The sequence below is a fragment of the Streptomyces sp. JH34 genome, assembly GCF_029428875.1.
Taxonomy (GTDB): domain Bacteria; phylum Actinomycetota; class Actinomycetes; order Streptomycetales; family Streptomycetaceae; genus Streptomyces.
The window spans coordinates 5,366,210-5,388,722 of the sequence record NZ_JAJSOO010000001.1 but is presented as its reverse complement, the minus strand read 5'-3'; the positions used below and the strand labels follow the sequence as shown (position 1 = coordinate 5,388,722).

18 protein-coding genes and 1 pseudogene are annotated in these 22,513 nt (G+C 72.1%); 11 read left to right on the top strand and 8 right to left on the bottom strand.

Translation table 11 applies throughout. The features are described 5' to 3' along the window. Window position 1 precedes the first annotated feature (1 nt). Window positions 2-1,072 carry a phosphatase PAP2 family protein gene (locus LWJ43_RS24165; protein ID WP_462100959.1) on the top strand — a complete coding sequence of 357 codons (1,071 nt, stop codon included), beginning with the start codon at window positions 2-4 and terminating at the stop codon, window positions 1,070-1,072. A 61-nt stretch (window positions 1,073-1,133) separates the two neighbouring features. Here the strand turns inward: LWJ43_RS24165 and LWJ43_RS24160 are convergent, their stop codons facing one another. The 3 genes from LWJ43_RS24160 to LWJ43_RS24150 all read right to left on the bottom strand — a co-directional run bounded on the left by LWJ43_RS24160 (window position 1,134) and on the right by LWJ43_RS24150 (window position 6,027). Further along, complete coding sequence (locus tag LWJ43_RS24160; RefSeq protein WP_277334309.1) at window positions 1,134-4,130, bottom strand: bifunctional [glutamine synthetase] adenylyltransferase/[glutamine synthetase]-adenylyl-L-tyrosine phosphorylase; 2,997 nt, start codon at window positions 4,128-4,130, stop codon at window positions 1,134-1,136. Window positions 4,131-4,276: 146 nt separating this feature from the next. Then, a complete protein-coding gene (locus LWJ43_RS24155; RefSeq protein ID WP_277334308.1) occupies window positions 4,277-5,065 on the bottom strand; it encodes a putative protein N(5)-glutamine methyltransferase in 789 nt (262 codons plus the stop codon). A gap of 218 nt (window positions 5,066-5,283) precedes the next feature. Then, window positions 5,284-6,027, bottom strand: coding sequence for a metallophosphoesterase (locus LWJ43_RS24150; protein ID WP_277334307.1), 744 nt, complete (start codon window positions 6,025-6,027; stop codon window positions 5,284-5,286). A 38-nt stretch (window positions 6,028-6,065) separates the two neighbouring features. Here LWJ43_RS24150 and LWJ43_RS24145 point away from each other — a divergent pair. Both LWJ43_RS24145 and LWJ43_RS24140 read left to right on the top strand, forming a co-directional pair. Beyond that, a pseudogene (locus tag LWJ43_RS24145) lies at window positions 6,066-6,269 on the top strand (CGNR zinc finger domain-containing protein); the annotation flags it as partial. Between the two features lie 37 nt (window positions 6,270-6,306). After that, on the top strand, window positions 6,307-7,560 hold the full coding sequence (locus tag LWJ43_RS24140) for an MFS transporter (protein ID WP_277334306.1): 1,254 nt from the start codon (window positions 6,307-6,309) through the stop codon (window positions 7,558-7,560). A 245-nt stretch (window positions 7,561-7,805) separates the two neighbouring features. Here the strand turns inward: LWJ43_RS24140 and glnA are convergent, their stop codons facing one another. After that, window positions 7,806-9,167, bottom strand: a complete 1,362-nt coding sequence (gene glnA, locus LWJ43_RS24135; protein WP_014156604.1) for a type I glutamate--ammonia ligase — start codon at window positions 9,165-9,167, stop codon at window positions 7,806-7,808. A 244-nt stretch (window positions 9,168-9,411) separates the two neighbouring features. Between glnA and LWJ43_RS24130 the strand changes: the two genes are divergently transcribed. The 7 genes from LWJ43_RS24130 to LWJ43_RS24100 all read left to right on the top strand — a co-directional run bounded on the left by LWJ43_RS24130 (window position 9,412) and on the right by LWJ43_RS24100 (window position 16,875). After that, window positions 9,412-10,086, top strand: coding sequence for a DUF3105 domain-containing protein (locus LWJ43_RS24130; protein WP_277334305.1), 675 nt, complete (start codon window positions 9,412-9,414; stop codon window positions 10,084-10,086). After that, complete coding sequence (locus LWJ43_RS24125; RefSeq protein ID WP_277334304.1) at window positions 10,083-10,799, top strand: DUF305 domain-containing protein; 717 nt, start codon at window positions 10,083-10,085, stop codon at window positions 10,797-10,799. Before LWJ43_RS24130 ends, LWJ43_RS24125 begins: the two co-directional genes overlap by 4 nt. 123 nt (window positions 10,800-10,922) lie before the next feature. Next, complete coding sequence (locus tag LWJ43_RS24120; protein ID WP_277334303.1) at window positions 10,923-11,348, top strand: CBS domain-containing protein; 426 nt, start codon at window positions 10,923-10,925, stop codon at window positions 11,346-11,348. A gap of 174 nt (window positions 11,349-11,522) precedes the next feature. Next, window positions 11,523-13,133 carry a multicopper oxidase family protein gene (locus LWJ43_RS24115; protein ID WP_277334302.1) on the top strand — a complete coding sequence of 537 codons (1,611 nt, stop codon included), beginning with the start codon at window positions 11,523-11,525 and terminating at the stop codon, window positions 13,131-13,133. Window positions 13,134-13,225: 92 nt separating this feature from the next. After that, window positions 13,226-14,986: an NAD+ synthase gene (locus tag LWJ43_RS24110; protein ID WP_277334301.1), complete on the top strand. Its 1,761-nt coding sequence runs from the start codon at window positions 13,226-13,228 to the stop codon at window positions 14,984-14,986. A gap of 147 nt (window positions 14,987-15,133) precedes the next feature. Next, window positions 15,134-15,802 (top strand): RNA polymerase sigma factor, encoded by a 669-nt coding sequence (locus tag LWJ43_RS24105; RefSeq protein WP_277334300.1) that lies wholly within the window; start codon window positions 15,134-15,136, stop codon window positions 15,800-15,802. After that, window positions 15,799-16,875 carry a CU044_5270 family protein gene (locus LWJ43_RS24100; RefSeq protein ID WP_277334299.1) on the top strand — a complete coding sequence of 359 codons (1,077 nt, stop codon included), beginning with the start codon at window positions 15,799-15,801 and terminating at the stop codon, window positions 16,873-16,875. The genes LWJ43_RS24105 and LWJ43_RS24100 overlap by 4 nt, the downstream gene beginning before the upstream one ends. A gap of 80 nt (window positions 16,876-16,955) precedes the next feature. Here the strand turns inward: LWJ43_RS24100 and LWJ43_RS24095 are convergent, their stop codons facing one another. The 4 genes from LWJ43_RS24095 to LWJ43_RS33115 form a co-directional block, all read right to left on the bottom strand. Continuing rightward, window positions 16,956-18,179 (bottom strand): MFS transporter, encoded by a 1,224-nt coding sequence (locus tag LWJ43_RS24095; RefSeq protein WP_277334298.1) that lies wholly within the window; start codon window positions 18,177-18,179, stop codon window positions 16,956-16,958. 177 nt (window positions 18,180-18,356) lie between these two features. Continuing rightward, a complete protein-coding gene (locus LWJ43_RS24090) occupies window positions 18,357-19,541 on the bottom strand; it encodes a Cmx/CmrA family chloramphenicol efflux MFS transporter (RefSeq protein WP_277334297.1) in 1,185 nt (394 codons plus the stop codon). Between the two features lie 318 nt (window positions 19,542-19,859). Further along, the gene (locus LWJ43_RS24085; RefSeq protein ID WP_462100958.1) at window positions 19,860-20,810 is read right to left on the bottom strand and encodes an endonuclease/exonuclease/phosphatase family protein; all 951 of its coding nucleotides are present in this window, start codon (window positions 20,808-20,810) and stop codon (window positions 19,860-19,862) included. A gap of 121 nt (window positions 20,811-20,931) precedes the next feature. Continuing rightward, window positions 20,932-21,549: a TetR/AcrR family transcriptional regulator C-terminal ligand-binding domain-containing protein gene (locus tag LWJ43_RS33115; protein WP_462100907.1), complete on the bottom strand. Its 618-nt coding sequence runs from the start codon at window positions 21,547-21,549 to the stop codon at window positions 20,932-20,934. 57 nt (window positions 21,550-21,606) lie between these two features. On the opposite strand from LWJ43_RS33115, the gene panB reads away from it, so the two are divergent. Then, complete coding sequence (panB, locus tag LWJ43_RS24070) at window positions 21,607-22,494, top strand: 3-methyl-2-oxobutanoate hydroxymethyltransferase (RefSeq protein WP_277334295.1); 888 nt, start codon at window positions 21,607-21,609, stop codon at window positions 22,492-22,494. Window positions 22,495-22,513 lie beyond the last annotated feature (19 nt).

Genomic DNA, 22,513 nt, shown 5'->3' with positions numbered 1-22,513 from the left:
ACTGCTGGATGTGCGACCGGAACCCGACCGGAGGATCATCGGGCAGAGGGGGATGTATCTGGCAGACTCTGCGCCTATGGGTGAATCGCACGTGACCACACAGGAAGACCGCACGGCGGCCACCCCGTCACCCGTCGCGGACGGAGCGACGGCGTCCGGTTCGCCTGGCTCATCCGGGCCCGCTGGTTCATCCGGTTCGACGAGAGCGATCACCCCGCCCCGCACGAGCACCCGCCTCTCCCTTCGCTCCCTGCGGTCGCCGCGCCGCCCGCGCCTCTGGTTCGAGGTGCTGCTGATCGCGGTCAGCTACTGGCTCTACTCGCTGGTGCGCAACGCCGTTCCCGAGCAGAAGGCTGCGGCGCTGCGGAACGCCGACTGGATCTGGTCCCTCGAGCACACCGTGGGTCTCGCCTTCGAACAGACGGTCAACCAGGCGGTCAATTCCGTGACATGGCTGATCGTGTCGATGAACTACTACTACGCGACGTTGCACTTCGTCGTGACCATCGGTGTGCTGGTCTGGCTGTTCCGCCGTCATCCGGGCCGCTACGCGGCCGCCCGTCTGGCCCTCTTCGCCACCACCGCGGTGGCCCTGCTCGGCTACTACGTCTTCCCGCTGGCGCCGCCCAGGCTGATGAACGGCGGCGGCTTCATCGACACGGTGTTGCTGCACCAGACCTGGGGTTCGATGGCCTCGGGCAACTTCAAGCACATGTCGAACCAGTACGCGGCGATGCCGTCCATGCACATCGGCTGGTCCCTGTGGTGCGGTCTGACCATCTGCGCCCTGGCCTCCGCCCCGTGGGCGCGGATCCTGGGCGCGCTGTACCCCATGGCCACGCTCGTGGTGATCGTGGCGACGGCGAACCACTTCTGGCTGGACGCGGTGGGCGGGATGGCCTGCCTGACGTTCGGCGTGGCGATGTCCTACGCCTGGTACGGGGCGCTGCCGCACCGCCTGCCGAGGCGTGTCCAGCGTCCCGGCGGGAGTCGTCTGCGCGCCCTGCGCCGGCCACCCGCGCGAGCGCCTGAGCTGACCCCCCGGGCCGAAGCGGGTTCGGCCGGAGACTGAGGGCGACATCCGGCCGCCGAACGGTGAGCCGTACCGCGGGACGCCGGGGCCGCCCGTCGCCTCACCCCGAGGCGCCGTAGAACCGCTCGTCCACGACCGCCCGGGCCCTGCGGGTGATCCGCCGGTAGTCGTCCAGCATGTCCCCCACGTGGCCGGGCTCGTACCCGAGGTAACGGCCCACCGCCGTCAGCTCACGCGGGTTCGAGGGGAACGTGTCGCCGGGCCGCCCCCGCACCAGCATCACCGCGTTGCGCACCCGGGAAGCCAGCACCCACGCCTCGTCCAGCGTCTGGGCATCCTCCGCCGGGATCAGGTCCGCCGCGCACGCCGCCGCCAGCGCCTCCCGCGTACGTGTGGTCCGCAGGCCGGGTTCCGCCCAGCCGTGCTGCATCTGCATGAGCTGCACCGTCCACTCGACGTCGCTCAGCCCGCCGCGCCCGAGCTTGGTGTGGAGGGTCGGGTCGGCACCGCGCGGCATGCGCTCGGACTCCATGCGCGCCTTGAGCCGCCGGATCTCACGGACCGCCTCGTCGCCCAGTCCCTCGACCGGGTAGCGCAGCGGGTCGACGAGCTCCACGAAGGCGCGTCCCAGTTCCTCGTCACCGGCCATGGGCTCGGCGCGGAGGAGCGCCTGGCTCTCCCAGACCAGGGACCAGCGCCGGTAGTAGGCCCCGTACGACTTCAGGGTGCGGGCCAGGGGCCCGGTCTTGCCCTCCGGCCTCAGGTCGACGTCGATGAGCAGCGGCGGGTCCGCGGTCGGCAGCTCCAGCAGTCTGCGCATCTCCGCGACGACGGCGTTCGCGGCCCTGGCGGCCTCCTCGTCACCGACCCCCTCCCGGGGCTGGTGCACGAACAGGACGTCCGCGTCCGAGCCGTAGCCCAGCTCGTGGCCACCGAAGCGGCCCATGCCGATGACGGCGAACCGGGTCGGCAGGGTCGATCCCCACCGCTCGCGGACGGCGGCGCGCAGCGCGCCGGAGAGGGTGGCGGCGTTCAGGTCGGTGACCGCGGAGCCGACCCGGTCGACCAGGGCGCCCGGGTCGGTCTCCGCCGGGTTGTCCTCGGTGCCGTACGAACCGATGATGTCGGCGGCGGTCGTGCGGAACAGTTCACGCCGCCGCACCCCGCGTGCCACCGCGACGGCCGCCTCGGCACCCGGGGCACGTCCGACCGCGGCCAGCACCTCCTGCTCCAGGTGGTTCCGGCCGCGCGGCCTCAGTCCCTCGGGGTCGCCGAGTATGGCGACGGCCTCCGGGGCGCGCATCAGCAGGTCCGGGGCGAGCCGGCCCGCGGACAGGACCCGGGCGAGGTTCTCGGCGGCGGCGCCCTCGTCACGCAGGAGCCGCAGGTACCACGGGGTCTTGCCGAGCGCGTCGGACACCTGCCGGAAGCCGAGGAGCCCGGCGTCCGGATCCGCGGAGTCCGCGAACCAGCCGAGCAGCACCGGCAGCAGCGTCCGCTGGATGGCGGCCTTACGGGTGACACCCGAGCTCAGGGCTTCCAGGTGCCTCAGCGCGGCGGCGGGATCGGCGTAGCCGAGGGCCTCCAGCCGGACACCGGCGGCCTTGGCGCTGAGCCTGCTCTCGCCGGGCGCCAGCTGGGCCACGGCGTCCAGGAGCGGCCGGTAGAACAGCTTCTCGTGCAGCCGCCGCACGACGGAGGCGTGCCGCCGCCATGCCCGGTTGAGGTCGGCGACCGGGTCCGTACGCAGCCCGAGGGACCGCCCGAGCCTGCGCAGGTCGGCCTCGCCCTCGGGGACGAGGTGGGTGCGGCGGAGCCGGTAGAGCTGGATGCGGTGCTCCATGGCCCGCAGGAAGCGGTACGCCTCGTCCAGCTGGGCGGCGTCCGCCCGCCCGACGTATCCGCCGTCGGCGAGCGCCCTCAGTGCCTCCAGGGTGGAGCCTACGTGCAGGGTGCTGTCGCTGCGCCCGTGCACGAGCTGGAGCAGCTGGACGGCGAACTCGACGTCCCGGAGGCCTCCGGGACCCAGCTTGAGCTCGCGGTCGACTCGGTCGACGGGGATGTTGTCGACGACGCGGCGGCGCATCTTCTGCACGTCGCCGACGAAGTTCTCACGGTCGGCGGCCTGCCACACCAGCGGGGACACGGCTTCGAGGTACTGCGCCCCGAGCTCCGGGTCGCCGGCGACGGGCCGGGCCTTGAGCAGCGCCTGGAACTCCCAGGTCTTGGCCCAGCGCTGGTAGTAGGCGAGGTGCGAGGAGAGGGTCCGTACCAGCGGTCCGTTGCGGCCCTCGGGGCGGAGGTTGGCGTCCACGGGCCAGATGGTGCCCTCGACGGTGGTGTCGGAGCAGATGCGCATCATGTGGGCGACCAGCCGGGTGGCGGCCTGCAGGGCGCTGCTCTCCTCCGCCCCGTTGACCGGCTCCCCGACGAAGATCACGTCGACGTCGGAGACGTAGTTGAGCTCGTGTCCGCCGCACTTGCCCATGGCGATGACGGCGATCCGGCACTGCGCGGCGTCGGAGGGCGCCTCGGCCCGTGCCAGGGCGAGCGCCGCCCTCAGGGTGGCCGTCGCGAGGTCGGCGAGTTCGGCGGCGACCTCGGCGACGTCCGTGGTCCCGCAGACGTCCCGGGCCGCTATCGACAGCAGGGACCGGCGGTAGGCGACCCTCAGCGAGTCGGGGTCGACCACGCCGCTGAGCATGTGTTCGAACTCGGGGACCCCGGGATGCAGATCGGTGGCCTCGTAGGTGACCAGCACCTGCCAGTCGCGAGGATGCCGTGCCAGATGGTCCCCGAGGGCCTCGGAGGCGCCGAGGGCCCCGAGGAGCCGGTCCCGCAGCGGCTTGGCCGTGACGAGGGTGTCCAGCAGGATCTGCCGTTCGTCGGGCTCCTCGGCCTCGACGAGCCGCACGAGGCCGTGCAGGGCCAGATCGGGGTCGGCCGTCGCGCCGAGGGCGTCGAAGAGGACGGGATCGGCCCGTACGGAGGCGAGCTCGGGCAGATCGAGCAGCCGTTCGGCGGCCGACGGATCGGTGAAACCGTGCCGCAGCAGGCGGGTGAACGTACTGCTTCTGCGTCCCGGCACCGTCGTCATCCCGTGTCTCCTGCCCGCCGATCACACATATCCGCCCTACGAGCCTAGCCCCGCGCCGGTGAATGCGGTGCGGTGGCGTGGCCCCCACCCGCCCGCGCCCGGTGCGAGGGCCACGCCGCCGCACCGGACGTCCGGGGTCGTTCGGGTCAGTGGGGCCTGGTGCCGATGACGACGGTGGCGTACAGCTCCTCGGAGACCACGACGCGCGCGGCCAGTCCGCCGCCGCGTACCGTCTCCTCGGCCGCCGGTGCCTGCCGCTCGCTCGTCTCGACCAGCAGGCTGCCGCCGGGGACCAGCCAGTCCGCCGCCTCGTCCACCACGCGGCGCATGACGTCGAGACCGTCGCCCCCTCCGTCGAGCGCGACGCGCGGCTCGTGCACGCGCGCCTCGGCCGGCAGCAGCCCGACGTCGCCGGTCGGTACGTACGGCACGTTGGCGAGCAGGACGTCGACCCGTCCGCGCAGCGCGCGGGGCAGCGGCTCGAAGAGGTCGCCCTCGTGGACGGTTCCGAGGCCGCCCACGTTGCGCCGGGCGCAGCGGACGGCGGCGGGTTCCACGTCGGCGGCGTGCAGTTCCACGTCGCGCAGCGCCGCCGCGAGCGCCCTGCCGAGCGCCCCGGTGCCGCAGCACAGGTCGACCACGACCGCCCCGTCGGGTGCGAGTGCGGCGGCCTGCCGGACGAGGAACTCGGTACGCCGCCGGGGCACGAAGACCCCGGGGTCCACGGCGATCCGCAGCCCGCAGAACTCGGCCCAGCCGAGGACGTGTTCGAGCGGGTGACCGGCCACGCGGCGTTCCAGCATGGCCGCGAGTCCGGCGGGGTCGGACGCCGTCGAGAGGAGGAGTTCCGCCTCGTCCTCGGCGAAGACGCAGCCGGCGGCGCGAAGGGTGGTGACGAGGGTGGCGAAGGTGAGCGGTGGGGCGGATTCCTGCACGGTGCGGAGCCTTTCGGGAGTACCGATGGGCGCTCCGCGATCGCTCAGGCCCGGTCGGCCCTACGACGGCGAGGGGTGAGCGCCCAGCCTGCTGAAGCGGTAATGGGTCTCACCTCCTGGGTCGGTCCCGGTCTCGGGAGGGGTCACACTACCCGAGACCGTTCGCCTCTACACCGGCCTGTGCCAGGCCGGATGGCCGTCCCCGCCGCTCCGGTCCCTCAGCTCACGACCCGGTAGTGGGTGGTCAGCCGCCCGTCGTCGTCCAGGACGTGGAAGGCGAGTCCGGGAGGCTGGTCGCGGTCGGCCGCGAGGTCACCCTCCCAGGGCATCCGCAGCGTCCAGGTGGTCGCCGGACCCACGATCAGAGGGCGCCCCGCGAAGGTGGTGGCCGCCGCGGTGTGGGCGTGCCCCGTGAGGACGGCGGCGACCTGCGGGTGCGCGTCGAGCAGGGTCTCCAGGTCGCCGGGGCTCTCGAGCATGCAGGAGTCGGGCAGCGGGTGGTGGAGCTCGAGGGGCGGCTGGTGAAAGGCGATCAGGGCCCGGGCTCCACGGGGGAGTTCCGCGAGGGTGGTGTCCATCCAGGCGAGGGTCTCCTCGTCGAGGCGTCCCTCGTCGCGTCCGGGGATCGTGGAATCGCACATCAGGATCGCCACGCCCGCGATGTGGTGCACCCGGTTGACGGGTCCGGTCCCGGACTCCTCCCCCAGCAGCGCCGTCCGGTAGGCGGGCCGCGCGTCGTGGTTCCCTGGGCACGGGAGAACCGGGAAGGGGGCGGCCAGGATCCGCGCCGCCTCCTCGTACTCCGCCTCCGTCCCGTGGTCCGCGATGTCCCCGGTCACCAGTACGGCGTCAACGGGGCGGGGAAGGGCCCGCAGGTGGTCCATGACGCGTTCGGCGCGCCGGGCCGCCCTCTCACTGCCGTCCAGGTGCAGATCGCTGATCTGTGCGAGCAACACGGTCATGCTTCCCCCTCCAACGGTTGCCTCACGTTATCCGTGAGGGACCTCGGGGGCACCCACGGGCCGCCACATCACCGTGCCGCGTCCGGTACTTCGTGAAGGGCCGTGGCCGACAGGAGTGGTGCAAGCCGTCCTGCGGGAACCGCGCCCGCGCGGCCCGTCACTACGACCGCCCCCGTCTCGCGGTACGCACTTCCGCTGCCCGATCCAGGAGTGTACGTTCGTACATGCTGAGCCCGGGGTGACGTCCACCCCGTCGCATCCTCGTGAAAGACGTGCCTGATGGACCTGTCCACCCGTCGCCGCCGGACGGCGTTGTTCCTCTTCTTCCTCATCCCCGGACTGTCGATCTCGTCGTGGGTGACGCGGACCCCCGACATCAGGGATCAACTGGGCGCTTCCACGGCCGAGATGGGGCTCGTCCTGTTCGGTCTGTCCGTCGGGTCGATGCTCGGCATCCTGATCTCCGGGGCGCTGGTGGCACGGTTCGGCACCAGGCCGGTCATGGGGGTGGGGGTGGCTCTGGTCATCGTCAGCATGGTGGTCGTCGGCTTCGGGGCGATGCTCGGGTCCGCGCCCACCGTCACCGCGGGGCTGTTCCTCTTCGGTGCCGGGATGGGCGGCGGTGAGGTCGCGGTCAACATCGACGGCGCCGAGGTGGAGCAGCTCGTCGGGGGGACCGTACTGCCCACCCTGCACGGCTTCTTCAGCCTCGGCACGGTGGTGGGAGCCGCCGTCGGCATCCTGCTCACCGCGACCGAGTTCCCGGTGCAGTGGCACCTGACCGCGACGGCCGTGATCACCGCCGGGATGTTCGTGTACGCCATCCGCGCCGTTCCTCCCGCGGTCGGCAGGACCAAGGGGCCCGGGTCGGCCGACGGCGGCTCCGCGCCGGCCCGGAGCGCGGTGTGGAAGGACAAGCAGCTGCTGCTGATCGGCGGCATCATCCTCGCCATGGCCCTGGCGGAGGGCGCCGCCAACGACTGGCTTCCCCTGCTCATGGTCGACGGCCACGGTGTGGACCCCGCCCTCGGATCCGCCGTCTACGCGGGATTCGCCGCCGCCATGACGATCGGCCGCTTCTGCGGCGCCTTCTTCATCGACCGCTTCGGCCGCGCGCCCGTCGTCCGGGCGAGCGCCCTGTCCGCCGCGCTCGGACTCACGCTCGTCATCTTCGCCGACTCCCCCGTGTTCGCGGGCGCCGCAGTGCTGTTCTGGGGCCTGGGGGCATCGCTCGGCTTCCCCGTGGCACTGTCGGCGGCCGGCGACTCGGGCCCCGACTCGGCGGCGCGCGTCAGCCTGGTGGCGATGATCGGCTACATCGCGTTCCTCGTCGGTCCACCCGGCCTCGGCTTCCTCGGCGACCACTACGGGCTGCGCTCAGCCATGATCGTCGTCCTCGCGTTCGTCGCCGTGGCGGTCTTCCTCGCCCCGGCCATCACCACCCGCCACACTGCCCGGCCGGAGGTGCACCCCGCGCGGACGTCGGCAGCCGACGCGGCCCCGGACGTCACCCGGACCGCCCGGGGCGAGTGACGGACCCCCCGGGTGCGGCGCTCCGCCGGCCGGGCGGTCAGCCGACCGGGTCCAGGGCCGTGCGAGGGGCCACCGGCCGGTAGCCCCTCGCGCGGCGGCGAGGCAGGCGGCTGCCGTGGCCGCGTCCCACGCGCCCGCCGCCAGCAGGCCGCCCGCCCGTCCGTTCCACCCGACGGCCCGAGGACGGCCCGGACGGCGAGAGGGCCCGCAGCCGGTGGCTGCGGGCCCTCTCGCCGAAGGTGCGGTCACAGCACCGGCAGCAGGTTCTTCAGCTCGAAGGCCGTGACCTCGCTGCGGTACTCCTCCCACTCCTGCTTCTTGTTGCGCAGGAAGAAGTCGAAGACGTGCTCGCCCAGCGTCTCGGCGACCAGTTCGCTCTTCTCCATCAGCGAGATCGCCTCGCCCAGGTTCTGCGGGAGCGGCTCGATGCCCATCGCGCGGCGTTCCGAGTCGGAGAGGGCCCAGACGTCGTCGTCGGCGCCGGCCGGGAGTTCGTAGCCCTCCTCGATGCCCTTGAGGCCCGCGGCGAGCAGCACCGCGTACGTCAGGTAGGGGTTGGCGCCGGAGTCGATGGAGCGCACCTCGACTCGGGCCGAACCGGTCTTGCCGGGCTTGTACATCGGGACGCGGATCAGGGCCGAGCGGTTGTTGTGGCCCCAGCAGATGTACGAGGGTGCCTCGCCGCCGGCGCCGGCGGAGCGGCTGGAGCCGCCCCAGATGCGCTTGTAGGAGTTGACCCACTGGTTGGTCACGGCGGAGATCTCCGCGGCGTGCTTGAGCAGGCCCGCGATGAAGGACCGGCCGACCTTGGAGAGCTGGTACTCGGCACCCGACTCGTAGAAGGCGTTGCGGTCGCCCTCGAAGAGGGAGAGGTGGGTGTGCATGCCCGAGCCCGGGTACTCCGAGAAGGGCTTCGGCATGAAGGTGGCCTGCACGCCCTGTTCCAGCGCGACCTGCTTCATGACGAGACGGAAGGTCATGATGTTGTCGGCGGTGGAGAGCGCGTCCGCGTACCGCAGGTCGATCTCCTGCTGGCCGGGGGCGCCCTCGTGGTGGCTGAACTCGACCGAGATCCCCATCGACTCGAGCATGGTGATCGCCTGGCGGCGGAAGTCCATGCCGACGTTCTGCGGAGTGTGGTCGAAATAGCCGGAGCTGTCGGCCGGGGTGGGGCGGCTGCCGTCGACCGGCTTGTTCTTCAGCAGGAAGAACTCGATCTCCGGGTGGGTGTAGAAGGTGAAGCCCAGGTCGGAGGTCTTCGCGAGGATGCGCTTGAGGACGAACCGCGGGTCCGCGAAGGAGGGCGAACCGTCCGGCATCAGGATGTCGCAGAACATCCGCGCCGTCCCCGGTGCCTCCGCGCGCCACGGGAGGATCTGGAACGTGCCGGGGTCCGGCTTCGCGATCATGTCCGATTCGTATACACGGGCGAAGCCCTCGATGGCCGAGCCGTCGAAGCCGATGCCCTCGTCGAAGGCCTGCTCGAGCTCGGCCGGGGCCACGGCGACGGACTTGAGGTAACCGAGAACGTCGGTGAACCACAGCCGTACGAAGCGGATGTCGCGCTCCTCAAGCGTCCTGAGGACGAATTCCTGCTGCTTGTCCATAGCCACATCCTTGCAGTTCAGACGGTCCGTGCACCACCGCCCGGGGTAGGGGGACACCTCAGTATCGCGACCCGGGATTTCACCCAGATTACGCACTCGGTGTGAGAGAGAGCACGCGGCCACCCACTACGATCGGCGCCCATGGTGTGCAAGGGCCGCAGCCACCGCGTCACGGCCTGCCCCGACCATGTTCTCCCCGCTCCGCTCCCGTCCCTCCCGACACCTGGCAGAAGGACCCGACGTCATGAGCTTCGACCGCAGGACCCGCATAGAGCACATGCGCAGTGCCGACCGTGCGCGCGACCGCCGCAACAAGGTCCTCGCCATAGGCCTGAGCGCCGCAGTGGTCGCCGGCCTGCTCGGATTCGGCTCGTACATGCTCCTGGAGAAGTCCGAGGCGAAGGAGAGGACGGAGGAGAGCCAGGCACAGGACGCCAAGCAGACCGAGCAGGACAAGAAGAAGCTCGCCGCCGAGCCGATCGCGGACGAGAAGTCGTGGGACGCGAAGAAGCTGACCCGTGACCACGTCACCACGGAGGTGACGTATCCCATGGAGCCGCCGGTCGGCGGGAACCACAATCCGGCGTGGCTGAACTGCGACGGCGTCGTATACGAGAAGGCCGTCCCGAACGTCAACGCCGTGCACGCCCTGGAGCACGGTGCGGTCTGGGTCACGCACAACGCGAAGGCCTCGGGGAAGGACGTCGAGGCGCTCGCGTCGCGCGTCAGGAGCACCCCCTACACCCTGATGTCCCCGTACGAGGGACAGGCCGGGGCGATCATGCTCAGCGCCTGGGGCAAGCAGGTCACCGTGGACAGCGCCGACGACCCGCGGGTGGCCCGGTTCCTCGCGAAGTACGTCCAGGGCGCGCAGACTCCCGAGCCGGGCGCGCCCTGCACCGGCGGGGTCGACGGGTGAGCGCCGCGCTGAGCCGGCGTGCGCGGTGGGCCGTGGGGTCCGCGGTGGCCCTCGCGGTGCTGTTCGCGGGGGCGGCGACGGTCGCCTCCGCGCGGGGGGACGCAGCCGCGTCCGCGCCCCTCACGCCCGCCGCGGACTCGGCCGACGCCGGGTTCGCGCGGGACATGGCCGTCCACCATCAGCAGGCCGTGGAGATGGCGTTCGTGGTGCGGGACGTGACCGACGACGAGGACGTACGGCGCCTCGCGTACGACATCGCCCACACACAGGCCAACCAGCGCGGCATGCTGCTCGGCTGGCTCGACCTGTGGGAGCTGCCGAAGACGGCACCCGAGGGGCAGGGTCCGATGGCGTGGATGCCAAAGGACGCGCACAGCGGCCACGCCATGCACGACATGAAGGGCGCCGGGGGCGCCGAGAACATGGACGGCACGGCCGAGATGGACCGCGACGGAGCCCTGATGCCCGGCATGGCCACCAGGACCGAGCTGGCCGAGCTCCGCGGGGCCCGTGGCAAGCAGGCCGAGATCCTCTTCCTGCAGCTGATGACCGACCACCACGAGGGCGGCGTCGCGATGGCCCGGGGTTGCGCCGAGCGGTGTGCCGTGCCCGTGGAGAAGCGGTTGGCCCAGGGAATGGTCGAGGCCCAGCAGTCCGAGCTCGACCTGATGGCCGACATGCTGGCGGCGCGCGGAGCCGCACCCCGCCCCTGATCGCGGAACCGACCCGGCGTACGCCCGAACGAGTGACAGCACTCGCGTGCGCCGGGCGGTCCCGGCACGATGGAAGGACTCGGGGCCGTAGCGCAGTGCCCATCGGCACGCAGGAGGCAACCCATGACCACGGCCAAGGACATCATGCACACCGGGGCCCACTGGATCCCCGCCCACGAGACCCTCGACCGTGCCGCGCAGATGATGCGGGAGCACAAGGTGGGGGCTCTCCCCGTCTCCGCCGGCGGCGAACAGGACCGGATGGTCGGGATCATCACCGACCGGGACATCGTGATCAAGTGCGTGGCGGCGGGGCACGATCCGTCGACGGTGACGACGGATGAGCTCTGCGACGGCACTCCGCGCTGGATCGAGTCGACGTCGGATGTCGACGCGGTGCTGGAGACGATGCAGAGCCATCGGATCCGCCGGCTCCCGGTGGTCGAGGACAAGAAGCTGATCGGCATGATCAGCGAGGCCGACCTGGCGCTCCACCTCTCGGACGAACAGGTCGCGGGCTGGGCGGAGAAGGTCTACTCGCACGCCTGACGGCCGCACGCACGACCGCACCACCTTCCCCGGCGCCCCGCACCGCCCACACCGCCCCCCGCCCTGCCGGCCGGGCTCCCCGGCACGAGGTGTCCGGCCCGTGCCCCCGGGTGTCGGGAAGGCCCTCGGGTGTCGCACCGTACCCCTATACCCGACAGGGGTACGGTGCGCAATATGTCTGAAATGCACACGCGCCGCGCCGTGCTCGGCGCCGGTGTCGCCCTGGCCGGATCAGCGGCACTCGCCGCGCAGGCCGCCGCCGTCCCGACCCACGGCGCTCCCCGACGCGCACCCGCCCCCTCCCCCGCGCGAGCCGCCGACCAGTACGTGACACCCGACGGACCGGAGGTGGTGGACGCCGAGGCCCGTCGGGGCGCCGGCCCCGTGCGGAAGGTCTCGCTCACCGCCACCGTCTCCCGCCTGGAACTGGGCGGCGGCCTCACCGTGCCCAGCTGGGCCTACGGCGACCGCCTGCCGGGTGAGGCGATCCGGGTCACGGCGGGCGAAACCCTCGAGCTCGCCCTGGCCAACCATCTGCCGCAGGCCACCACGATGCACTGGCACGGTCTCTCCCTGCGCAACGACATGGACGGCGTGCCGGCGCTGACGCAGCAGGCGGTCAAGGCGGGCGCCGACTTCACCTACCGGTTCGCGGTCAGCCGCCCCGGGACCCACTGGATCCACCCGCACTCGGGTGTCCAGATCGACCGGGGGCTGTACGCGCCGCTGATCGTCGAGGACCCGAAGGAGCCGCTCGGCTACGACAAGGAGTGGATCGTCGTCCTCGACGACTGGCTCGACGGGGTGGACGGCTCCACCCCCGAAGCGGTCTTCGACGAGCTCACCAGGGGACGGGGCTCGGCCCATGACGCCGGCGGCCACGGTGCGGCGCGGCGCACAGGCGACGCCGGCGGCCACGGTGCGGCACGTCACGCCGGCGACGGCGACGCCCCCTCACGGCTCCTGGTGGGCGCGAGCAGCGATCTGCTCGGCGGCCACGCCGGCGACGTCGCCTATCCGCACTACCTGGTCAACGGCCGGAGGGCGAGCGACCCTTCGGTCTTCGAGGCCGCACCCGGCGACCGCATCCGGCTGCGCGTCGTCAACGCCGGCGGCGACACCGCGTTCCGGCTGGCGCTCGGGGGTCACCGGATGACGGTGACGCACACGGACGGCTTCCCGGTGCGGCACACCGAGACCGACGCCCTGCTGCTGGCGATGGGCGAGCGGTACGACGTACTGGTGACCGCCGGGGACGGGGTGTTCCCGCTGACCGCTCTCGCCGAGGGCAAGGAGGCTTCGGCGCTGGCCGTGCTGAAGACGGGGTCGGGAGAGATCCCGCCTGCCACGGCGCGGCCCACGGAGCTGGACGGCGAGCTGCTCACGGCCGACCGGCTGGCACCGGACGAGGCGGTGGCCCTCACGGAGCGCACGCCCGACCGCACCGTGCGGATGACGCTCACGGGCTCCATGGACGCGTACGACTGGGCCTTCGACGGGAAGCCCTACGACCCGGCGGGCCGGCATCCCGTCAAGGCCGGGGAGCGTGTGCGGCTGGTGTTCACCAACCGCACCTCGATGTGGCATCCGATCCATCTGCACGGCCACACGTTCGCCCTGGCCGGTACGGCTCTCGGCGCGCGCAAGGACACAGCCGCGCTGCTGCCCGGACGCTCGCTGACGGTGGACTTCGACGCCGACAACCCGGGGCTGTGGATGCTGCACTGCCACAACGTCTACCACGCAGAAGCGGGGATGATGACGGTCCTCGGCTACCTGCGCTGACCCCCCGGCGTACCCCGGTCCGGACCCGGCCCGCGGCTTCCGGACGGGGATACGCCAGGACATAGCGTCAGTCAGACGATTACACTGGCCGTGTGCCTCAACTACGTCTCGCACTCAATCAGATCGACGCGACCGTCGGAGACCTCGCCGGCAATTCCGAGTCGATCCTCCACTGGACCCGGCACGCCGCCGAGCAGGGCGCCCACCTGGTGGCCTTCCCCGAGATGGTGCTGACCGGCTATCCCGTCGAGGACCTGGCCCTGCGGTCGTCCTTCGTCGAGGCCTCACGGAAGGCGCTGCGCGCGCTCGCCGTCCGCCTCGCCGACGAGGGCTTCGGGGAACTGCCGGTCGTCGTCGGCTATCTCGACCGCTCGGAACACGCCGCGGTCCGCTACGGGCAGCCCGCCGGGTCCCCGCGCAACGCCGCCGCGGTGCTGCACCGCGGACGGGTCGCGCTGAACTTCGCCAAGCACCACCTGCCCAACTACGGCGTCTTCGACGAGTTCCGGTACTTCGTGCCGGGCGACTCGATGCCCGTCGTGCGGGTGCACGGCATCGATGTGGCGCTCGCGATCTGCGAGGACCTGTGGCAGGACGGCGGCCGCGTCCCGGCCGCGCGTACCGCCGGAGCCGGTCTGCTGCTGTCGATCAACGCCTCTCCGTACGAGCGGGACAAGGACGACACCCGGCTGGAGCTGGTGCGCAGGCGGGCGCGGGAGGCCGGCTGCACGACGGCCTACCTGGCGATGATCGGCGGCCAGGACGAGCTGGTATTCGACGGGGACTCCATCGTCGTCGGCAAGGACGGCGACGTCGTCGCGCGCGCGCCGCAGTTCGCCGAGGGCACCGTGATCCTCGACCTGGACCTGCCCGCCGCCACGGCCGAGGCGCCGTCCGGGGTCGTCGACGACGGGCTGCGGATCGACCACGTGGTCCTGAGCGAGGAACCGCTCCCGGCCTACGAGCCCGAGCTGGCCGGCGGATACGCCGAGCGGCTGGACGACGACGAGGAGCTGTACTCGGCGCTGGTCGTGGGCCTGCGCGCGTACGCCGCGAAGAACGGTTTCAGCAGTGTGCTGATCGGGCTCTCGGGCGGTATCGACTCGGCGCTGGTCGCGGCGATCGCCTGCGACGCGCTGGGCGCCGCGAACGTGTACGGCGTCTCGATGCCGTCCAAGTACTCGTCGGAGCACTCCAAGGGCGACGCGGCGGAACTGGCCCGGCGTACGGGACTGAACTTCCGCACCGTCCCGATCGAGCCGATGTTCGACGCGTACATGGACTCCCTGGGGCTCACCGGCCTGGCGGAGGAGAACCTCCAGTCGCGGCTGCGCGGCACGATGCTGATGGCCCTCTCCAACCAGGAGGGCCAGATCGTGCTCGCGCCGGGCAACAAGTCCGAGCTGGCGGTGGGCTACTCCACGCTGTACGGGGACTCCGTCGGCGCGTACGGGCCGATCAAGGACGTGTACAAGACGTCGGTGTTCCGCCTCGCGAAGTGGCGCAACCGCGCCGCAGAGGAGCGCGGGCAGACCCCGCCCATTCCGGAGGCGTCCATCACCAAGCCGCCGAGCGCCGAACTGCGCCCGGACCAGGTGGACACGGACTCGCTGCCGGACTACGACGTGCTGGACCGCATCCTGGAGCTGTACGTCGACCGGGACCAGGGCCGGGACGCGATCGTGGCGGCGGGCTTCGACGACGCTCTGGTGACGAAGACCCTGCGGATGGTCGACACGGCGGAGTACAAGCGCCGGCAGTACCCGCCGGGCACGAAGATCTCGCCGAAGGGCTTCGGCAAGGACCGCCGTCTGCCGATCACCAACCGGTGGCGGGAGTCGAACGAGTCCTGACGCCCGGAGAGGACAGCGCCCCGGACGCCTCGGCGTCCCGGGAGCTGTCGCGTGCGGCCCGCGGTGTGGCACAGGTCACCGGAACCCCTCGGACCGGCCGGAGAGGTAGGTGGTGTGAGCTGTGACGAACAGGAAGACCGGGGCCGGATGCGTGCACGGATCAGGGCGGGCGACCGCGAGGCGTTCGCCGCCCTCTACGAGGAGTACGCGCGGGCGGTCTACAACCACGCCTACCGCCTGACGGGCAACTGGGCGACGGCCGAGGAAGTGCTGTCCGACACCTTCCTGGCGGCCTGGCGCACCCGGCGTTCCGTCGAGCCCGAGGGCGACTCGCTGCGGCCGTGGCTGCTGGGGATCGCCACGAACAAGGCGCGCAACGCCAACCGGGGTACCGGGCGGCGCCTGGCCTTCCTGGCCCGCCGCCCCGCCCCCGAACCGGTGGCTGACATCGCGGACGCCACGGCAGGTCGTGTCGACGACGCGCGGCGGCTCGCCGCTGTCCGGCGGGCGCTGGGCGGGCTCCGCCGCCAGGAACGCGAGGTGCTGGTCCTCTGCGTCTGGTCCGGGCTGGACTACGCCGAGGCGGCCGAGGCCCTGGGAGTCCCGGTGGGCACCGTGCGGTCACGGCTGTCCCGTGCCCGCACCCGGCTCCGCCGGCTCACCGACGAGGAGCTCGGCCGGGAGCCGGAGAGGCCTGCGCGAGTGGCACGGCGGGGAGAAGAGGTCCGGTCGGGACGGGAACCCCGCCCCGGTCGCGGAGAGGTAGGGAGCGGGGCCGCGTTCGTGGCCCTGCCCATCCAGGAGGAAGCCCGATGAACGACCGCACCTCCGGCTCCGAGCGGGCCGAACACGAGGAACTGGCCCGGCTGTTGCCGGCCCCGGCCGAACGGGACCTGCCCCCGGGCCGTCATCTCCGCCACAAGGACACCCTGATGCGTCTGATCGACCAGGACGGCGACCGTGCCACCGCGCGCCCCCGCCCCCGCCTCCTGCGGCCCGCCGTGCTGCTGCCCGCCGCCGGACTGGCCCTGGGCGGGGTGCTGCTGACCACGCTCGCCGTGACCGGCCAGGACAGCGCCCCGGCACCGTCCGCCGCGGGTGAGGAGTCCCGGGTCACGGCCCCGAGCGGCGCGGCGGTGCTGCTCGACCGGATCGCCCTGGCCGCCGGGAGGAGCGTCGAACGGACGGTCACCGGTGACCAGTTCGTGTACGTCAGGACACTGGAGTCCGGGAACGAGGGGGAATTCGGCGGCCCGGTGAGAATGACCGAGCCCGGCGAGCGCGAGGTCTGGATGACGCAGAAGGCGGGACCGGTGATCGACGAGGGCCTGATCCACCAGGACGGCTCGTACGTCCCGCTCGTCGTCGGCGTCCCGGACGGCGAGACCCCCGTCGGCTACCCGGCGGGCCTCAACCGCCCGACGTACGCCTGGCTGGCCTCGCTGCCCACCGACCCCGACGCCCTGCTCCGGCGCCTCACCACCGAGATCACCCGGGACCAGGACGCGCGCGACACCCCGGCCGAGGACCGGGACCAGGCGCAGGACGCCTTCGACACCATCGGCGAGCTCCTGCGGGAGACGGTGATGCCGCCGAAGACAGCGGCCGCCCTCTACAAGGCCGCGGCGAGGATCCCCGGCGTGACCGTGGACCCCGACGCGGTGGACGCAGCCGGCCGGCACGGGGTCGGGGTGGCCCGCGACAACACGTCGGCCGGTTGGCGCACCGCCTGGATCTTCGACCCGGCCACCCTGGAGTACCTGGGCGACCGGAGCTACCTCATCAGGGACACCTCCATGGGCAAGAAGGGCGCCCTGATCGGCGTGTCGGCGGTCCTGGAGCGTGCCGTCGTCGACGCCCTCCGCGAGAGGCCGTCGACGACGACCTGAGAGGACGGGCCGGTGGGGGCGCGCGTCGCGCGCCCCCACCGGCCCGTCGTCGTGATCCGCAGACCGTCGGGCCTTACGGCTCAGGCGTCCGAGGAGGAGCGTGCCTCCGCGTACTCCCGTGTCTCCGCCCGGACACCGGACGCCACGACGCGGGAGGCGGCCGGGGTACGGTCCAGGACGCCCGCCGTGACCGCCACGGCGAGTCCGGCCACGGCCAGCACCGCGCCGACCAGGGCCGGGGACGTCCAGCCCCATCCTGCAGCGATGGCGACCCCGCCGAGCCAGGCGCCGCCCGCGTTGGCGAGGTTGAAGGCGGAGTGGTTGGAGGCGGACGCCAGCGTGGGGGCGTCCTTGGCCGCGTTCATCACGAGCATCTGGAGCGGTGTGGTCGTCATGAAGCCGATGCCGCCGAGCAGCACCACCATGACCAGTGCCGCCCAGTGGACATGGACCGTGAAGGGGAAGACCACCAGGACGACGGCCAGGGCCCCCAGCGACCCGTAGAGGGTGGGGCGCAGCGCCCGGTCGGTCAGCGGTCCCGCCGCCAGCGCGCCGAGTGTCATCCCGATGCCGAAGAGCGCCAGGACGAGCGTCACCGAGGACTCGCCGAAGCCCATCGCCTCGGTCGTCATGGAGGAGAGGTAGGAGTAGACGGCGAAGACACCCGCGAAGCCGAGGACGGCGGTGAGCAGGCCGAGGATGACCTGCCGGTTGCCGAGCGCGCTCAGTTCACGGCGTACGTTCTGGTGCGCCTCGACGGGGATCTGCGGTACGAGCCGGGCGAGGGCGGCCATCGCGCCCAGCCCGATCACCGCGACGACCATGAACGTGGCGCGCCAGCCGAGGTGCTGTCCCAGCAGGGTGGCCGCCGGTACGCCGACGATGTTGGCCACGGTCAGGCCGAGGAACATCGTGGCGACGGCGCGGGCCTGGCGGCCGTCCGGCACGAGGCGTGCGGCGACGACGGCGCCGACACCGAAGAACGCGCCGTGCGGGAGTCCGGCCAGGAAGCGGCCGGCCAGCAGCCAGCCGAAGTCGGGGGCGAAGGCGGAGGCGAGGTTGCCGACGGTGAAGACGGCCATCAGCAGCAGGAGCATCCGCTTGCGCGGGATCCTGGAGCCGAGGCCGGTGAGCAGCGGGGCACCGACGACGACGCCGATCGCGTACGCCGAGACGAGGTAACCGGCGGTGGGCACGGACGTTCCCAGATCGTCCGCGACGTTGGGCAGCAGGCCCATCATCACGAACTCGGTGGTGCCGATGCCGAAGGCGCTCACAGCGAGGGCGAGCAGGGCCAGGGGCATGGGGAGGACCTTTCGGGCAGGGGCCGCCCGGACCGTACGGGGTCCGGGTGGCGGTGGTGAGTGCGGGAGCGTCGGCTTCGTTGCCGGGACGGGTTATGTACCCCGTCGGAACAAAGTCTCTCAGACGTTTTATGCCCGGACGTGAACATGCCGTTGCGCCGGGGTGTGATCTGGGCGTCACTCGGTGGGTACGCGCGTCGCTGAGCGCACCGCGGGCACGCCGCCCGACGACAGCGCCAGCGCTCCCGTACCCACGAGTGCCGCGCACATCAGCAGGGCGCTCACCCAGACCGGGGCGCGGAAGCCGAGGCCGGCGCCGAGGGCCAGGCCGCCCAGCCAAGGTCCGGCCGCGGCACCGACGTTGAAGGCGGCCGTCGCGAAGGAGCCCGCCAGGGTGGGGGCGTCGGGGGCCAGGTGGAAGACCCGGGTGATGAGTGTCGTCCCCGTACCGAAGGCCAGCGCGCCCTGGAGCAGCACCAGTGCGAGGGCCGCGGCCGGGTGCGCGGCGGTCAGGGCGAGGGCGGCCCAGCCCAGGGCCAGCGCGGCCATGCCGATCCCGGCGACCGCGTCCGGGCGGGCGTCGGCCAGCCGTCCGGCCAGGGTGACACCCGCGAACGATCCGACGCCGAACAGCGCTAGCACCAGGGGCACCCACCCCGCGCCGAAGCCGGTGACCCGGGTGACCAGCGGTTCCAGGTAGGAGAACGTGCAGAAGGTCGCGCCCTGTACGAGCGCCATCACCATCAGGGTGAGCAGCAGCCGGGGCCGGGCCAGGGCGCGCAGTTCACTCCTGGCGCTGACCTTCGGTGCGTCGGGCCTGCCGCCGGGCACGGCGACCAGCAGCGCGACCGCCGCCGGTACGGACACCAGGGCGACGGCCCAGAACGCCGAGCGCCAGCCCCAGAGTTCACCGAGTGCCGCCCCCGCCGGAACGCCCACGACACACGCGAGGGTGACCCCGCCGACGACCACGGCGGTGGCCCGCGCCCGCTGGTGCGGGGCGACCATGGCCAGTGCGGTGACCAGCGCCACCGCCCAGAAGCCGGCGTTGGCCAGCGCCCCGACGACCCGGGTGGCGAGCAGCACGCCGTAGCTGGAGGTCAGCGCGCCGACGACGTGGACGGCGCCGAAGACGCCGAGGAAGAGCAGCAGGGCCCCGCGCCGGGGCCAGGTGCGGCCGGCCAGAGCGGTGAGCGGCGCGCCGATCACCATCCCGACCGCGAAGGCCGAGGTCAGCAACCCGGCGGCGCCGAGTGAGACGTGCAGGTCACCGGCGATGTTCGAGAGCAGGCCGGACAGCATGAACTCCGAAGTGCCCTGGGCGAAGACGGCCAGCCCGAGCATGTGGACAGCGAATGGCATGAGAAGGGGACCCCTTGTACGGAACCGTCGGAGGAACGAGCGGTGTGCAGGGGGGATGCGGGCCGCGCCCGTCCTCACGCGGGAGCGCGAGGACGGCGACGCGGTGGAATGCCCGGTGTTCGTCACGGACGGGGAAGTCGGCCCGCACCGCCGCCGAGGATCCGGCGGTGGCCGACGGCGCGACGCGGAGGGCCGTCGACCGCTGGGGTCAGAGGCTCTCTGCGTCGATGACCGGCCACCGGCGAACCGGCGGCCCGACTCTGTCGGACTCGGGGCTGGACATGGCCGCGAGCGTACCGCCTGCCGGAGGGGCTGCGCTCACCATTGCACGCGGGCCGCGATCGGGAGGTGGTCGCTGGCCGTGGCGGGGAGGGTCCAGGACGCGAGGGGTTCGACGCCCCGCACCATGATCTGGTCGATCCGCGCCATCGGGAAGGACGCGGGCCAGCTGAAGCCGAAGCCGTCGCCCGCCGCTCCCTGGGTGGAACGCATCTGGGCGGTGACCGCGTTCAGCGAGCGGTCGTTCATCGTGCCGTTCAGGTCGCCGAGCAGGACGACCCGCTCCATGGGTTCGTCGGTGATCGCCTCGCCCAGGGCATCCGCGCTGTCGTCCCGCTGGTTGGCGGTGAAGCCCGCGTTCAGCTTGACCCGCACCGAGGGGAGGTGGGCGACGTACACCTTGACCGGGCCCTCGGGGGTGGTGACCGTGGCGCTCATCGCGCGGGTCCAGCCCAGCTTGATGTCCACGGGGCTGGAGTCGGTCACCGGGTACTTGCTCCACAGGCCCACGGTGCCCTGCACGGAGTGGTGCGGATAGTGGCCGGCGAGGGCGTCCTCGTACGCCTCCACCTTGCCGCTGGGCAGTTCCTGGAGGGCCAGGATGTCCGCGCCGGAGCCGGCGACCTGCCGGGCCGTTCCCGCGGGATCGAGGTTGCCGGCGTTGACGTTGTGCGTGGCGACGGTGAAGTCCCCGCCGGTACCCGACTTGTCGGCGAACAGCAGGCCGCCGAAGAGGTTCAGCCATACGGCGACCGGCAGGACGAGGGCGACCACCGCCGTCGCGGAGCGCCGTACCAGTCCGAGGATCAGCAGCACCGGGATGAGGACGCCGAACCAGGGCAGGAAGGTCTCGATGAGACTGCCCGTGTTGCCGATGGTGTTCGGGATGTCCGAGTGCAGGACCAGCACGACGGTCAGGAGGACCGAGCAGAGGGCCAGAAGGACGCCCCGCCGCCAGATCCCCGGGTCGGAGACCAGTTTTCGGCGCATGGCCCGGAAAGGGGAGACCGGCTGCGGACCCGCACCGGCGTTCTCGGTGTCCGCCCTGTACGCCTGCACCATTGCGCTCGTCCTCACTGCCTTGCCGTACACATCACCGCGCCTCCCGACCCTAGGCGATGGGTGACGCCGTTCTCGCCGTCGACGACGGCCGTTCTGCCATCAGGACGACCGACGCGGCATGACGGGTTCCGGTCCGGGTGGCTGTGGTGAGGCTTGTGACAGAACGTTCACGCGGAAGCAGTCGTCGGTTCCGCGACCGTGTCCCGCGCATTCCGCGCGCGTGGCGCGAGGCCCTGGAGGAGGTCCGGATGACACGGTAGACGAGGTCCTCCGGCAGGGCCGTCTCCGGACGGTGGACGGTGCGGACGAACATGGGTCCCAGGAACAGGTCGTCCATGAGGTCCACGTCGAGGTCGTCGCGCAGCTCGCCCGCGTCCACCGCCCGCCGCACGGCGGCCGTCATGCGACGCGGCGGGGCGCGATGACGGTGCTCTGGTACTCCGTCCAGAGCCTGGGGTGCTTCTTCATCCGCACGAACACGTTGTGCAGGAGGGCGGAGGACCGCTGGGCGAGACCGCGCGTGCGCATGGACTCCAGCACGACCCGCAGGCCGTCCAGGCCGGCGGTGCCGGAGACGGTGGGGTCGGGGGGCTCTACCCGGTTGCCGCGCACCGTTCACCGGGCACGGCGGGCCCACTTCCCGGGAACCGTCCCGGGATGCCACCATGGAAGGGATCCGGGGACGCCGTCAGGGCGCCTCGAGATGACGAAGGAGCCGTTGGCCATGTCGCTTCAGGCTGCGCAGAACCAGTCCGCCACACCCCCCGCGGGGCCGACTCCCGGCGCCGGCAAGGCGCTGTACGGAGGCAAGAGCACCCGCCGCATCAGCGTCCACGACATCGCCGCCGCCAGTGAGCGCGGCGAGAAGTGGCCCATGCTCACCGCCTACGACGCGATGACCGCGTCCGTCTTCGACGAGGCCGGCATCCCGGTCATGCTCGTCGGTGACTCCATGGGCAACTGCCACCTCGGCTACGAGACCACCGTGCCCGTCACCATGGACGAGATGGCCGTCCTCTCGGCCGCCGTCGTGCGCGGCACCAAGCGCGCGCTCATCGTGGCCGACCTGCCCTTCGGCGCGTACCAGGAGGGCCCGGTCCAGGCGCTGCGCAACGCCACCCGGCTGGTCAAGGACGCCGGGGTCGGCGCGGTCAAGCTGGAGGGCGGCGAGCGCTCCCACGAGCAGATCCGGCTCCTGGTCGAGGCCGGGATCCCGGTCATGGGACACATCGGCCTGACCCCGCAGTCCGTCAACGCGATGGGCTACCGGGTCCAGGGCCGCGGCGAGGAGGCCGCCCAGCAGCTGCTGCGCGACGCGAAGGCGGTGCAGGACGCGGGCGCGTTCGCCGTCGTCCTGGAGCTCGTGCCGGCCGAACTCGCGGCCGAGGTCACCCGCACCCTGCACATCCCGACCGTCGGCATCGGCGCCGGGCCCGACACGGACGCGCAGGTGCTGGTCTACACCGACATGGTCGGCCTGACCGGCGGCAAGGTCCCGCGCTTCACCAAGCAGTACGCCAACCTGCGTCAGGTCATGACCGACGCCGCGAAGGAGTTCGCCGAAGAGGTCGTCGGCGGCACCTTCCCGGCGGCGGAGCACACCTTCCACTGACGCCCACACGACCACTGCC

Coding starts and splice junctions, on each gene's coding strand:
- LWJ43_RS24160 (WP_277334309.1), bottom strand. CDS start 4,130: ATGACGACGGTGCCGGGACGCAGAAGCAGTACGTTCACCCGCCTGCTG.
- LWJ43_RS24150 (WP_277334307.1), bottom strand. CDS start 6,027: ATGACCGTGTTGCTCGCACAGATCAGCGATCTGCACCTGGACGGCAGT.
- LWJ43_RS24140 (WP_277334306.1), top strand. CDS start 6,307: ATGGACCTGTCCACCCGTCGCCGCCGGACGGCGTTGTTCCTCTTCTTC.
- glnA (WP_014156604.1), bottom strand. CDS start 9,167: ATGGACAAGCAGCAGGAATTCGTCCTCAGGACGCTTGAGGAGCGCGAC.
- LWJ43_RS24130 (WP_277334305.1), top strand. CDS start 9,412: ATGAGCTTCGACCGCAGGACCCGCATAGAGCACATGCGCAGTGCCGAC.
- LWJ43_RS24120 (WP_277334303.1), top strand. CDS start 10,923: ATGACCACGGCCAAGGACATCATGCACACCGGGGCCCACTGGATCCCC.
- LWJ43_RS24115 (WP_277334302.1), top strand. CDS start 11,523: ATGTCTGAAATGCACACGCGCCGCGCCGTGCTCGGCGCCGGTGTCGCC.
- LWJ43_RS24105 (WP_277334300.1), top strand. CDS start 15,134: ATGCGTGCACGGATCAGGGCGGGCGACCGCGAGGCGTTCGCCGCCCTC.
- LWJ43_RS24100 (WP_277334299.1), top strand. CDS start 15,799: ATGAACGACCGCACCTCCGGCTCCGAGCGGGCCGAACACGAGGAACTG.
- LWJ43_RS24095 (WP_277334298.1), bottom strand. CDS start 18,179: ATGCCCCTGGCCCTGCTCGCCCTCGCTGTGAGCGCCTTCGGCATCGGC.
- LWJ43_RS24090 (WP_277334297.1), bottom strand. CDS start 19,541: ATGCCATTCGCTGTCCACATGCTCGGGCTGGCCGTCTTCGCCCAGGGC.
- LWJ43_RS24085 (WP_462100958.1), bottom strand. CDS start 20,810: ATGCGCCGAAAACTGGTCTCCGACCCGGGGATCTGGCGGCGGGGCGTC.
- LWJ43_RS33115 (WP_462100907.1), bottom strand. CDS start 21,549: ATGGTGGCATCCCGGGACGGTTCCCGGGAAGTGGGCCCGCCGTGCCCG.
- panB (WP_277334295.1), top strand. CDS start 21,607: ATGTCGCTTCAGGCTGCGCAGAACCAGTCCGCCACACCCCCCGCGGGG.